The 13,251-nt window shown below is 56.7% G+C and carries 10 protein-coding genes; 6 read left to right on the top strand and 4 right to left on the bottom strand.

The window, feature by feature from the left end:
• The first annotated feature begins 596 nt into the window (after window positions 1-596).
• The 5 genes from BQ17_RS17735 to BQ17_RS17715 all read left to right on the top strand — a co-directional run bounded on the left by BQ17_RS17735 (window position 597) and on the right by BQ17_RS17715 (window position 6,245).
• The gene (locus tag BQ17_RS17735; protein ID WP_089729373.1) at window positions 597-1,571 is read left to right on the top strand and encodes a serine/threonine protein kinase; all 975 of its coding nucleotides are present in this window, start codon (window positions 597-599) and stop codon (window positions 1,569-1,571) included.
• A 68-nt stretch (window positions 1,572-1,639) separates the two neighbouring features.
• Window positions 1,640-2,881 (top strand): cytochrome P450, encoded by a 1,242-nt coding sequence (locus BQ17_RS17730; RefSeq protein ID WP_089729371.1) that lies wholly within the window; start codon window positions 1,640-1,642, stop codon window positions 2,879-2,881.
• A 546-nt stretch (window positions 2,882-3,427) separates the two neighbouring features.
• Entirely contained in the window at window positions 3,428-4,240 is an 813-nt protein-coding gene (locus BQ17_RS17725; protein WP_218068340.1) for a hypothetical protein, read from the top strand.
• On the top strand, window positions 4,237-5,013 hold the full coding sequence (locus tag BQ17_RS17720; RefSeq protein WP_089729369.1) for an SAM-dependent methyltransferase: 777 nt from the start codon (window positions 4,237-4,239) through the stop codon (window positions 5,011-5,013). The genes BQ17_RS17725 and BQ17_RS17720 overlap by 4 nt, the downstream gene beginning before the upstream one ends.
• Window positions 5,010-6,245, top strand: a complete 1,236-nt coding sequence (locus BQ17_RS17715; RefSeq protein ID WP_089729367.1) for a cytochrome P450 — start codon at window positions 5,010-5,012, stop codon at window positions 6,243-6,245. The genes BQ17_RS17720 and BQ17_RS17715 overlap by 4 nt, the downstream gene beginning before the upstream one ends.
• 393 nt (window positions 6,246-6,638) lie before the next feature.
• On the opposite strand, the gene thiC is transcribed toward BQ17_RS17715, so the two are convergent.
• The 4 genes from thiC to BQ17_RS17695 all read right to left on the bottom strand — a co-directional run bounded on the left by thiC (window position 6,639) and on the right by BQ17_RS17695 (window position 12,022).
• Window positions 6,639-8,531, bottom strand: coding sequence for a phosphomethylpyrimidine synthase ThiC (gene thiC / locus BQ17_RS17710; protein ID WP_089729365.1), 1,893 nt, complete (start codon window positions 8,529-8,531; stop codon window positions 6,639-6,641).
• Between the two features lie 368 nt (window positions 8,532-8,899).
• Complete coding sequence (locus BQ17_RS17705) at window positions 8,900-9,670, bottom strand: helix-hairpin-helix domain-containing protein (RefSeq protein ID WP_089729363.1); 771 nt, start codon at window positions 9,668-9,670, stop codon at window positions 8,900-8,902.
• Window positions 9,671-9,863: 193 nt separating this feature from the next.
• Window positions 9,864-11,117, bottom strand: coding sequence for a glucose-1-phosphate adenylyltransferase (gene glgC / locus BQ17_RS17700; RefSeq protein ID WP_089729362.1), 1,254 nt, complete (start codon window positions 11,115-11,117; stop codon window positions 9,864-9,866).
• Between the two features lie 185 nt (window positions 11,118-11,302).
• Window positions 11,303-12,022 (bottom strand): trypsin-like peptidase domain-containing protein, encoded by a 720-nt coding sequence (locus tag BQ17_RS17695; protein ID WP_256091668.1) that lies wholly within the window; start codon window positions 12,020-12,022, stop codon window positions 11,303-11,305.
• Between the two features lie 350 nt (window positions 12,023-12,372).
• Between BQ17_RS17695 and rimI the strand changes: the two genes are divergently transcribed.
• Entirely contained in the window at window positions 12,373-12,888 is a 516-nt protein-coding gene (rimI, locus tag BQ17_RS17690) for a ribosomal protein S18-alanine N-acetyltransferase (protein ID WP_176722503.1), read from the top strand.
• The last annotated feature ends 363 nt before the right edge of the window (window positions 12,889-13,251 follow it).

Raw genomic sequence — 13,251 nt, 5'->3', positions numbered from 1 at the left:
TAGTACCTAGTTTCGACCGATGTTGCAAGTTCATAGTACCTGCTGGCTCACACGCTTGGTTCACACGCTCCAGTACGTGGACTAGCAATATCGAGCGAAACTACGTACTAGGGTCCGTTTTAACCAAACAGCTTCTTACTCTTCTCCCAATCCAAGCTTATCGAGACCTTAATCGAGGGAAGATGACCATGTCTGAGAAAGATGCAACCCAACCGACGGTGTCCAAAGCGATCGATGCTACAAGTAAACGTCCGTATTGTCCGCCTCGACTACGGAAACTTGGTCAGGTCAGCGAATTGACGGAGACCCTGTTTAGGGAGGCTGCCCACGATGGCGCTCCTGCCCCCGCTGCCTATGTGTCGTGATTAAAAACGTGGGCCTTTATGGAGGAAGGAAGCGGGGGAGTGCTTGATATATGGGAGTGAAGCTTTTTCTTCCTGGCCCTTTTCTTCCTGGGAGGAAGGACCGATGTACCTTTCGTTCCAGGCAAGTTAGAGGGGTCGATCGCAATGCTTGAGAACCGCTCACCCCTGGAGCCTGATCTCGAAAACGAAAACCGCAGGGTTTGTCCGTAGGGGGCTGAAGCTCGCTAATGAATGGATAGCGGATACTATTATACTGTTTACGGGTTAACACTGCGGTCAAATTGGCCGTTACCCGGCCTGCCCCCTACCGGTGCCGATGTATCCCCTGATACTCAGGTGGAGTTAATGCTGGAGGGGGAAATCCAACCACCATCGGCGGACGTTAGGCAACTTTCGTCTGGTATGAGGGTGTTATCCAAAGCAGATGGCACCTATTTTCACATGTGGTTTTGCGGTGACGGGCGACTTGATTTTACAATCGATTCCGAGGGCACTCAAGTATCGGCCACTTGGACGCTTTCGGTTATCGAAGAAGTAATGGCCCTCTTGTTAGGGCCGGTTTTGGGCTTTGTTCTTCGATTACGGGGCGTTCTTTGCCTCCATGCCTGTGCGGTAGCGATCGGTGGATTCGCCATTGCGGTTTTAGGTAGTTCGGGCGCGGGTAAATCAACACTGGCGGCGGCTCTCGCGAGGCGGGGGTACGCCGTTCTCTCTGACGACCGGGTCGCGCTTAACCATTGCGATCGAGAATGGCAGGTATTACCCGGTTATCCGCGACTGCGGTTGTGGCCGGAGGCCATTCAGGCCCTGTATGGTTCGGAGAAGGGTTTGGCACAGGTTTTCAGTTTCTCGAAGAAGCGTTTTGTGGATTTGACCGATAGCAGCGATGGAACCGCGTGGCGGTTTCACCGCCAACCCTTGGCGTTGGGGGCGCTATACGTCTTGGGAGAACGGAAAATCGGATTGTCGGCACCAGCAATCGAACACATGCGCCCGGCCATGGCCACCGTGGCATTGATGACGCATCGAACAATCGCAACCGACCATCTACAGTTAGCTTCCGACAAACAAGCGCGGGAGTTTGCCGGCTTAAGTCGGGTAGCAATGGAGGTACCGACGCGACGTGTGATTTGCAGCGATAGGTTGGATGCGCTCCCTCAATTGTGTGATGCAATTATAGAAGATTTATCGGTACTTACCGACTGATATACCCTTCTAGTGTCATTATTTGGTTCTTATGCGGAATGCATTCGGAATAAAGTAATCAGGAAACAATGCAATTCAATCCCAGGAACTCGGCCTTCCGCGCCAATCCCTACCCGGTCTATCATCGGCTCCGTATCCAGGATCCCATCCACTATCGGCAAGCGAAGCAGGATTGGCTTTTAACGCGCTATGCCGACATGATCGCGCTTCTCAACGATGACCGTATTGATCCTCGGAATGACACAGACACAGCGCGGGAGATAGTTGAAAATCGACCTCGAGTGCAAGTCCAGGCGGGTATGCTCCCGGAAGCCTTTCTGCGGCTTCGGCAAGAAAGCGAGCACTTAAGGCGTCATTGGATCATTGTCACCCACCCGCCTGTCCACACGCGGCTGCGCGAGGTATTACGGCCGTTCTTTTCTCGTAATAAGATCGCCGTGCTTCAGTCCTGGATTCAACAACAAGCCGAGCGTCTGCTTGATCGTGCGTTGGCATCCGGCGAATTGGATATTATCCATGATTTTTCTTCCCCTTTGATGTCAGAAGCGATTTGCGAGCTATTAGGGATCCCTGTAGAAGATCGTAAACAGCTCAGGCCCCTGGCCTATGAGCTTTCAACCTCAATCGATCTGGATAGCCCGCCAACGACTGATGAACGTGGTCTCTTTGCGTTTTTGAAGCTCGCCCGCTACTTCCGTAGCCTGATTGCTCGGCTGCAAAGCCGGATTGAACCAGAGGATAACTTGCTCAAGGGTATGATCCGGGCGCACGCTCAGGGGCATCTGAGTGAAGACGAGTTGTTGGCCAATAGCATATTTTTGTTCTTCACCGGCCATGGGGCCCCGCAACACGTCATCGGTAACGGGATGTTTGCGCTACTCCGTCATCCTGATCAATTACAGCTGTTGCAGGCGGAGCCAGCTTTGATTGGCGCGGCGACGGACGAGTGTTTGCGCTACGATTGTCCAGGACAATATATGATAAGAAGGGCCCTCGATGACATTGAATTTCGTGGCAAGACGTTTAAAAAAGGGCAGAAAATCGTCTTTCTGATCGGCGCCGCGAACCGTGACCCCGACCAATTTCCTGAGCCGGACAGGTTCGATATCTATCGGAAGCCCAATAAGTACCTTACCTTTGGTTATGGGATGCGTTATTGCATGGGGGCACAACTCACGCGTTCCGCCGCACAGATCGGGCTTGAGACATTGATTCGTCGCCTGCCACGAATTGCACTGAAAACAGAGACTCTGGAATGGGAAGAATCCTATCGGACTCACGGATTGAAATCTCTACCGGTTACTTTCTGATTCTACTTTGTCACATTTTCCGGATTTCGTTATCTCCACAGATTCCTCTACAAATCGACGGATTACTCTTACGGAACCTTGTGCTGCGATCTATCGGTGGCAATGCCATTAAGTTAAGCCCCAAAGCCTCTCTCCCGGCGGGAGAGGGGTTGGGGAGAGGGCGAACGAAAACAGGGATCAACCAATCACAAACGGCGCTGGTGACGCTTAACTTATATAGCATTGCTATCGGTGGGGCGTGTTCAGCACGGCAGAAAATCCGTGTGTACCGAGTATACATATCCAAACCTGAAAGAACAGCTTGACCTCCTATTACCCTGTCTTGGTCAAGCGCTCATTAACAAGGATCAAATCTCAGGTCTAAGGGCCTTGGCGACTCGGCTAACGCCCGTCCTCCAGGGTGGTTTTGAATGTCGGCTTGGTTCCGACAAACCGCAAGTAGACCTTCATCAATGCCTACATCCGACCGACAGCGAGTTGGCTCTGTTGCGAAATAGAATCTTGACAATCGCTTCCACCGACAACAGGGACGCCCGATCGGAAGGGATGCATTGGCACGATTTTCTCACTGAATGGTCCGAGCCTTCATCCCCGCTGCATGGCGGTATACCGGAAATCTGGATGGAGTATGATAATAAGGATTCGCGCCCCCACCCTATACCCTCCGTTTTCATTGGTTTACCGCAGAAAGTCTCTCCATCCGCCGAGACCTACGGTAAGATTACGGAGCCGTCTCTGGATCGCTTGCTTGGTTCAGATTGGCAGGTGTGCAAAGGCAACCTGTATCCTTGTTTTGTGCATTGTCCCGATGATGCCTTTATCGGCAACATCGGCGTTATGTTATCCAGGAACTCGCGGAGTTTGCGAGTCAACGTCAAACGTTTACAACCCGACTCGCTGATTTCCTACCTTCAGCGGCTTGGTTGGCGGGGGGAGACCAACGAATTAAAGGCATTGATGGCGCAACTGTTTGCCTTCTCCGATCTGATTACGGTTTGTCTGGATATAGGCCGAGAAATCCATTCAAAAATCGGGTTCGAATGTATTGTCCGGGGACAACACCCACCTGGATATCACTGGGGTGCTTTCCTGGATTATTTAGTCGCGAAAGGTCTCTGCGAACCCCGAAAACGAGCGGCACTATTGGACTGGCCCGGCCATACCAGCCCTGTGAATGCCGAGGCGCCTTGGCCCGGTCACCTGATTGCAGATTCTCTCTTGAAGCCGAAGGACCACTTTACCATTTTTAATCGTGAGTTGAGTCATATTAAAGTTGTGTGGCAACCGCAACAGGCGCTTGAAGCCAAAGCCTATCTTTGGTACCAACATCGGTGGTTGACGGTAAAAAGTGAACAATGACCGTCGGCCCCGAGGAACCGTTCGATTTGGATGGATTTTATTCCCTGGTATCGATCGATGAATGGAAACGGATTATTGGCGACGCATTACATTACCATTTCGGCTATTTCCGCGGTTCCGAGGATTTGGAAACCGGCCTAAGACAAACGGTTAAGAATTTTTATCCTTATATTGTTCCGGGCTCGCGCATTTTAGATGTGGGTTGTGGCTGGGGAGGTCCCGGTAAGATGTTGATCGCAGAGCGCGATTGCAGGGTAACCGGGGTCACATGCAGCACGGCACAAGCGGATTATTGCCGGGGTCTGGGCTTGAAAGTGCTCCGGCATGACCTGGATCGAGATACGGAGGCAATTCCCGGCGAATATGATCTGATCTTCAGTCTCGAAATGATTTCCCATGTCCGTAACAAATTCGAACATCTGCGCCGACTGCGTGCCAATGCGCCTCGTTTGATCTTATCGGAGAGCTGCGCGGCTGACGGGTATAGGGGAGAACGAGCGACCTATGGCGGTTCCATCATGCTGTGCACGGTGTCCGAGCTGATTTGCGATATGGAGAAAGCGGGCTGGCAAATAAAAGTTATGCGCAACCGGCGCTTCGAATCACTGCGGACGATTGCCTTGTGGAAACGGAATCTGGATCGTGTCTACGGGGACCGCGAGCCTCCGGGTCAGCTGAGTTATCTGCGCGGTCTGGTCAATGAGGCGCTGAAATCACCAGTCGCCTGGTGTCATTCGTTCCCTCTCATCGATATCGTCGCCGAGAAAAAATGAATGATACATTAGCGGCGCGATTTAATCCGCGCTCACCGGAATTTCGCGCCGACCCTTATCCCATCTATCGGTATCTTCGGACTCACCGGCCGATATACTATCGGGCCGAACAAGAGGATTGGATACTGACGCGCTACGCGGATGTTGTAGAAGTTCTGAAAAGCCCCGATTTCGGTCGCTCGGAGTCGAGACGGACACCCTCGGTAACCGGCACAAACGATAGACCAGTCAACCGTCTCTTATCGATACGGCGTGAAAGCAATAACCTGATGGGGTTATGGTTGGTGCTGACAAACCCACCCGATCACACCAGGATCCGCCGCCTGTTACTTAGGGCCTTCACCCAATCCCGAATTAATGCATTGCAGGCGTCTATTCAAGCGCAGGTTGACAGCTATATCGATCAAGCCGTGGAGCGGGGAAAGCTGGATGTCATAGGCGATCTCGCTTACCCGCTCATGCTCGATTTGAACTGTCGTGAAATTCTGGGAATTCCACAACAGAATTGGCATCGCAATTTCAAACAGTGGACGGAAAACATGTCCCTGGTGGCGGATCTGGACATCACACCGATCACGCATGAGCGAGGTATGCTGGTGATTGCGGGCCTGGCCGAATTCTTCCGCAACCGGATCGCCGAATGCCGCGCCGGTTCCGAGCCGGCGGACAACCTGATCGGCATGTTGATTGAGGAAGCGGGGCAGTTGAGCGAGGAAGAACTGTTGGCAAATTGCATCATGATGTTTACCGTCGGGCATTCCTCGACCGTAAATCTGATCGGCATCGGTGTGCTGACCCTGCTCAGACATCCGGCGCAGCTGCGGCTCCTCGTGGCAGACCCCTCGTTAATCGAAACGGCTATTTCCGAGGTTCTGCGCTATGACAGCCCTGTCCAAGGGGTCTCGCGCACGGCACTTTGCGATGTCGAGTTGGCAGATACAAAAATTCGTCGAGACGAAAGAGTGGTTTGCCTCATCGGGGCGGCGAATAGAGATCCGGCCCGATTTCCTGAGCCCGACAAATTCGATATCAGACGCCGGCCCAATCCCCACCTTTCCTTCGGTTACGGCATCCATACCTGTATCGGCAAGAACTTGTCCCAACTGGTGGCTAAGCTTGTGGTGGGCACACTGGTACGCCGCCTACCTGGATTATCCCTGGCGACGGATGCCGTGGAATGGGAGGACAGTTTTCTCGGGCACGGGCTGAAGGCTTTACCAGTCGTTTTCTAGGGCGTGTTGACATTTAGAAGGTCCGCACAGCGGACCCTACAGTCAGTCAAGCGGTTAGGGTAGGGTCCGCTGTGCGGACCGCTTGAGCTGAATATTTTGCATATAGCTCGTAGGGCGGGTAAGACCAGGGACGGTCGCAACCCGCCGGAAGGCTTTTAGCGGGATGCGCTGTGCTTTCCCGCCCTACGCGGGCTTGCGGTTCGACAATAGGGTAGCGTCTCCGAGACACTCCGCGGCGCGGAGCTTCCCGTTCCCACGCGGCGCGTGGGAACGAGAGAAAACCACGGATGAACACGGATCGACACGGATGGAGACCAATCCGTGTTAATCCGTGTCGATCCGTGGTTCGAGATATCCAGGATCAGATAGTTAATCGAGAACACCCTCTAGCTTTCAAATCTCCCGATAGATCTCTCCACCCGCTTCCAGGAACTCGGCGGATTTCGCTTTCATTCCCTCCTCTACGGCGGTCTTTACGTCCTCGATCCGGTGGGACGCGGCAAAGTCGCGCACCTCTTGGGTGATCTTCATGGAGCAGAAGTGAGGGCCGCACATGGAGCAAAAGTGGGCGACCTTGTGCGCCTGGTGGGGCATGGTCCGGTCGTGGTACTCGCGGGCACGTTCCGGGTCGAGGGACAGGTTGAACTGGTCCTCCCAACGGAACTCGAAACGTGCCTTCGAAAGGGCGTTGTCTCGTATCTGGGCACCGGGGAGGCCCTTGGCCAGGTCGGCGCTGTGGGCGGCGATCTTATAGGTGATGATGCCGTCACGCACATCCTCCCGGTCGGGTAGGCCCAGGTGTTCTTTAGGGGTGACGTAGCAGAGCATAGCGGTGCCGTACCAGCCGATGTTGGCCGCCCCGATGCCGGAGGTGATGTGGTCGTAGGCGGGGGCGATATCGGTAACGAGGGGGCCGAGAGTATAGAAGGGGGCCTCGAAGCAATCCTCGAGCTCCTTGTCTATGTTCTCTTTGATCATGTGCAGGGGGATGTGACCTGGACCCTCGATCATGACCTGTACCTCATGCCCCCAGGCAATCTTGGTCAGCTCGCCGAGGGTCTCCAACTCTGCGAACTGGGCCCGGTCGTTGGCGTCCGCGATGGAGCCGGGGCGTAGGCCGTCGCCGAGACTGAAGGCGACGTCGTAGGTTTGCATGATCTCGCAGATGTCTTCGAAATGGGTATAGAGAAAGCTCTCCTGGTGGTGGGCGAGGCACCACTTGGCCATGATGGAGCCGCCGCGGGAGACGATGCCGGTGATCCGCTCCGCGGTCAGGGGCACGTGGCGCAGCCGCACGCCGGCGTGGATGGTGAAGTAATCCACGCCCTGCTCCGCCTGCTCGATGAGGGTGTCGCGAAACAGTTCCCAGGTCAGCTCCTCGGGTCTGCCGTCGACCTTCTCCAGGGCCTGATAGAGGGGCACGGTGCCGATGGGTACCGGGGCGTTGCGCAGGATCCACTCCCGGGTCTCGTGGATGTTCCGGCCGGTGGACAGGTCCATGAGGGTGTCACCGCCCCAACGGGCGGACCAGACCATCTTTTCCACCTCTTCAGCGATGGACGAGGTTATGGCCGAGTTGCCGATGTTGGTGTTGATCTTCACCCGGAAGTTGCACCCGATGATCATGGGCTCCAGCTCCGGGTGGTTGATGTTTGCGGGGATGATGGCGCGGCCGGCGGCCACTTCCGAACGGACGAATTCGGGGGTGATCCGCTGGGGCAGGTCGGCACCCCAGGGTTGACCGCGGTGTTGGCGCAGGAGCTTCGCGTAGCGCGGATCGGACCGCAACCGGTCGAGCTGCATATTTTCGCGGATGGCGACGTACTCCATCTCCGGGGTAATCACGCCCCGTCGCGCATAGTGCAGCTGGGAGACGTTGGCGCCCGCCTTGGCCCGGCGCGGGGCGCGGATGGGCTCGAAGCCCAAGTGAGCGAAGCTGGGATCTTCCCGGCGCCGGCGGCCGAACTCGGAGCCGGGACCTGCCAGGGGTTCGGTATCTCCCCGTTCCTCGATCCAGGCGGTGCGTACCTCGGGCAGGCCGACAGACAGGTCGATGCGGACGTCGGGGTCCGTGTAGGGGCCGGAGGTATCATAGATGTAAATCGGCGGGTTGTCTTCGATCCCCTGATTGGTGCGGGTAGGGCCCAGGGTCACCTCGCGCATGGGCACGCGGATGTCGGGGCGCGAGCCCTCCCCGTAGATCTTGCGCGAGGCGGGAAGGGGCTTGGCAACCTGGTCCGAGAGCTGGGCGGTCTTAGTAATGAATTCTTCGGGGATGGCATTCATAGCGTTGGCTTCTCCGGGACCGGAGAAGGATGTTATGACAGAGTGAAACGAACCGCATCGCCGGGGCCGGCCGCCGGCTGCGGGACAGCCCAGGTCCGATTGAGTATGGGAAAAAGGATCCGGTCGCTTCCAGGCAGCCGCGGACTCGCTCGCGTCGGCAGACAAATGGGCGTCGTCTGCTGCCGCTCATCTTCCTCCCCGTGGACATCGGGAACGCTTGATAACCGCGTCCTTTCTATCCGCAGGTTACGCAGATTTTCACAGATTGCGACAGGCAGACAGATCCCGCTAAGACTATGGTTTCCGTAAGATTTATCTGGGTTGCTCGCCCCGCATGATTGTTATCGGAAGGGATATGGGGAACGCGGTTACCGACCCCGGGAGAGCGTTCTCGCCTGACCCACCCAGTCGTCGCGCTTAATGCGTCCCGAAAAGCGGATGATGTCCTTTTCCAGGCGTTCGATGTCGTCATCCGAAAGGACCGCGAGCTGCGCATAGCTGGAGATACCCGCTGCGTTCAGCTTCTTTGCCAAGGTCGGTCCGATACCATCGATTGCCGTCAGATCGTCTCGCTTGGGCGGCGCCTTTGATGTTACCTTTGCCCCCTCCGGCGGTTTGGCGGCGGCGGGTTTCGTTTCCGTTTTTTCTGCGGCGGCCGATGTGGGTGCGGGGGCGGGTGGCGTCTCAGCAGGGGCGGCCGACAGGCGTTTTTGAACCCTGCCTACCGGGGATAATGCGTAGAAGACCTTGATCGATTCCAGGATTCCACCCAGATAGGCCATTGTCCCCTCGGACAGGCTGAGCGTGTTGCGTTCCACCGTCTTCACGAAATCTTCCCATTCGGCATGGCCCCATACTCCCTGATGTCGTTTCACGAAGGTTACACTGTCGCTGACGACGGTCTTCACGGCCTTCTCCACGCGCTCGGTTGCCGCTGCCGCTGTGTAAAACTGCCTCATCGCTTCCAGCAGGTTGCCCAGATTCGTCTGCATCTCTCCGGACAGATCGAACCCCTTCGCTTGCAGGCTGGACATGAAATCCGTCCAGGCCGCATGGTCCCACAGGCCCTTTTTCGTCGTCACAAAATCAATTGCCAGTTTTGTCAGCTCTTCGATGTTGGTGGTTTTCCCGGTGGTCATTGAACCCTCCTCAAGGTGGTGGCCAGGATTTAAGGGCCTGTCCGGCTTGCGTTCGTAGCGAAAGATCAAGGAGTAAAGGGTAAGATTTCCCGCTCGATGAGGCGCGCAGTGGATCGATTTGACGAGATCGAGCGGGAAATCCGACGGCCTCCTCGGTTCCGCAGTAGAACAGTCGTAAATCAGACCGGCGCTTCTAGACTATGATGGTCGATAGCTGCATCGGAGTACGTTTGCCGTCGACGACGACGATGCCGCTTTCGGTCACATGGTAGCGTTTTTTGTCTTCCTCGAGATCGAAGCCGATCATCGAGCCCTCGGGAATGCGCACGTTTTTTTGCAGAATACAGTGGCGCAGCTTGGCATTGCGGCCGATGTCGCAATTATCGAATATGACACAGGCGTCGATCTCGGCTCTGGCATGCACATAGACGTTTCGACCCAGCACGGAATCTCTTATCTGCCCCCCCGAGATGATACAGCCGCCGGAAATGACCGAATCGATGGCCTGTCCCCGGCGATCTTCCTCGTCGAATGCGAACTTGGCTGGCGGATCGGGATAGCTGGCGGTGCGCAGCGGCCACTGCCGATTGAATAGGTTGAGCTCCGGGGAGATGGCGCGGATATCCATGTTGGCCTCATAAAAGGCGTCGAGGGTACCCACGTCCCGCCAGTAGGGGGCCTTGTCGGGGTCCTCTCCGGGTATCGGGTTGGTGTTGAAGTTATAGGCAAAGAGCTCGGCCCGATCGACGGCCTTGGGCAGGATATCCTTGCCGAAGTCGTGTGAGCTGTCGGGATCGTGCTGGTCCTCCTCGATCATCTTTAGCAGCATCTCGGTGCTGAAGACGTAGTTTCCCATGGAGGCGTAGACTCGATCCGGATCCCCGGGCATGGTCGGGGCATCGGCCTGCTTCTCATGAAAACCGATGATACGCCCGCTGCTGGTCGCCTCGATCACGCCGAAGTCTTTGGCGAACTTTTTATCCGTAGGCAACGCCGCAACCGTAACATGGGCGCGTTTCTGCTCGTGATACTCGATCATCGCGCGGATGTTCATGCGATAGATGTGATCCGCGCCGAATACGACGACGATATCGGGTCTCGATTGCTCGATAAGGTTGAGGTTCTGATGAATGGCATCGGCGGTCCCTCGATACCACTCCTTGCCCTCAGTGCGCATCTGGGCCGGCACCGGAACCAGGAACTCGCTCTTCAGGATGCCTCCAAACTGCCAGCCGTCGCTCAGGTGCTGCAGCAGGGACTGACTACGGAACTGGATCAGCACATAGATGGAAAGGATCCCGGAATTGACCAGGTTACTGAGCACGAAATCGACGATGCGGTACTTGCCGCCGAACGGGACCGCCGGTTTGGCGCGTTCCCGGGTCAATGGGTAAAGTCGCGTACCCTCGCCCCCGGCGAGAACGAAGGCTAGAACCTTGAGCTGCATAGCGGTCCCCTGTGCTGGAATGTTGTTTGGAGCTTCAAGCGAAAAAACCATGCGGATGGTTGTATTTCTCGGCAAGGTTAGCCCTGTTGCAGATGATGGGCAAGATCAGAACCTCGGTCCACTGCGGCTACTCGCGGTAGGCCAGGATAGGGAACGCAGGGCCGGGAAGCTATTTTTCAGCGGTCTTACAGTATCTTATCCATGGCGACCCGTACCCGGTTGGCTGGAGTTGCGAAGCCGATGCCCACATTGCCTCCGCCGGGACCGAGCAGGGACGTGCTGATGCCCACGACTTGCCCCCCCAAATCCACCAGCGGTCCGCCCGAGTTGCCAGGGTTGATGGAGGCATCGGTCTGGATGAGACCGCTGCTGTCGTTGCCGCCGACCCCATGGCGCCCCATGGCGCTCACGATTCCGGATGTAACCGTCTGACCGATGCCGAAGGGATTGCCGACGGCGAGCACGAAATCTCCCACCTCCAGATCGTTCGAGTCGCCAAATCGGAGGGCCTCGAGCCCGGAGGGTACCTGCGAGATGCGCAATACCGCGATGTCCGCCTGGATGTCGCTGCCCACCAGCCGTGCGCGGTAGTTACGCCCATCCTTGAAGGTAACCGTGATGGCACGCGCGTTTTCGATGACATGGCGGTTGGTGAGCACATAACCACGACCCGCATCGATGACAAACCCGGAACCCACGCTCCGATGGTGACGGCCAGTGCTCACGTGCTTGGGGAGCGGCAGGCCGAACGCCTTCAAAAAACGGTAGAATCTCGGATTGCGGAGGAAGGGGTGTTCCTCACGGGGAACCCGGGACTCCACCGAGATGCTGACCACTGCCGGTATGACCTGGCGCGCCAGGGGGGCAAGGGTAGGATAGTGACTGCTGGCCGAAGTATCCTCCATGCCCGGCGCTTCGTGAAGTCGGGAAACCGAAGTGCAGGCACCGAGGAGCAGGGCTGGAAGTACGAACAGGCAGGCGGTAAGACGCAAATGGCACATCACAGCAGGACCGATAGTCAAGAATATCAAGCTCTCATTATGAGCTAAACGAGCGGTGTAAGCCACCGAGAGGTGTAAGCCACCGCGGGGAGCTGTCTCCTACGGTTCCGTCAGAGTCCCCACCAGGCCCGGATGCCCAGAACAACGCTAACATGTAAGTCCTTTGCGGTCTGTCTCCGTGTGACTTAAATTGCAGCGCGTCAAGATCGGCTCACGCCTCTTCCTCCTCGTCGCACCTGGTTTCAGCACGGAAAATGCCTCCCGATCGCCCGCGCTCGGATCAATGTCCGCAGCCCCTGGATTTCGCCATGCGTCCCATGCGCGGCGAGGACATCCCGGCGGTCATGGGCGTGGAGACCGCGGCCTATCCCCATCCTTGGACCGAGGGTATCTTCCGCGATTGCCTGCGGGTCGGCTATTGTTGTTGGGTGTTGATGGCGTCCGGAGAGATCGTCGGCTACGGGGTCATGTCGGTGGCTGCCGGTGAGTGCCACATCCTGAATATGTGCGTTCATCCCCAGGCGCGGCGGCAAGGGCTTGGGCGCAGGATTCTGCGGCGTTTGCTCGCCAGCGGCCGTTCCCGCAACGCCGATACCGCCTTCCTGGAGGTGCGTGCCTCCAATCGTGCGGCCCTTGGCCTTTACTCCCAAGAGGGTTTTTGCAAGGTGGGAGGACGCCGCGGATACTATCCGCTGGCGGCAGATCGTGAAGATGCCGTCATCATGGCGCGGCCGCTTATTGCAGCCGCGGAATCGCCCAGGTCGGATTGAGTATGAGAAAAGCGAGCCGGTCTCTCGATAAGGCCCTTGCAACAACATCTTTATTTATCCGCAGATTGCGCAGATTTCCACAGATGAAATAATTTGTGGAAATCGGCGGATCAAGTTGGGTAGGTTGGGTAAAGGCGCGTACTGCCGAGCCGGCGATCAAGCCGACGGCCCCGGTCGCGCCGTGCCCAACAGATGGACCGATGGGCACGCTTCGCTTGGTGCAGCCCGACGAACAGCTGCGGTGCGGATACCGCCGCAGAATGACCGAAACCTTGAGCTCAGGTGCTAGTACCTAGTTTCGACCGCTGTTGCAAGTTCATAGTATCTGCATGCTCACACGCTTGGCTCACATGCTCCAGTGTG

It is taken from the genome of Candidatus Thiosymbion oneisti, assembly GCF_900092655.1.
Lineage (GTDB): Bacteria > Pseudomonadota > Gammaproteobacteria > Chromatiales > Chromatiaceae > Thiosymbion > Thiosymbion oneisti.
Note: the sequence above shows the minus strand (reverse complement) of the source record. Positions and strands in the feature narration are given on the sequence as shown.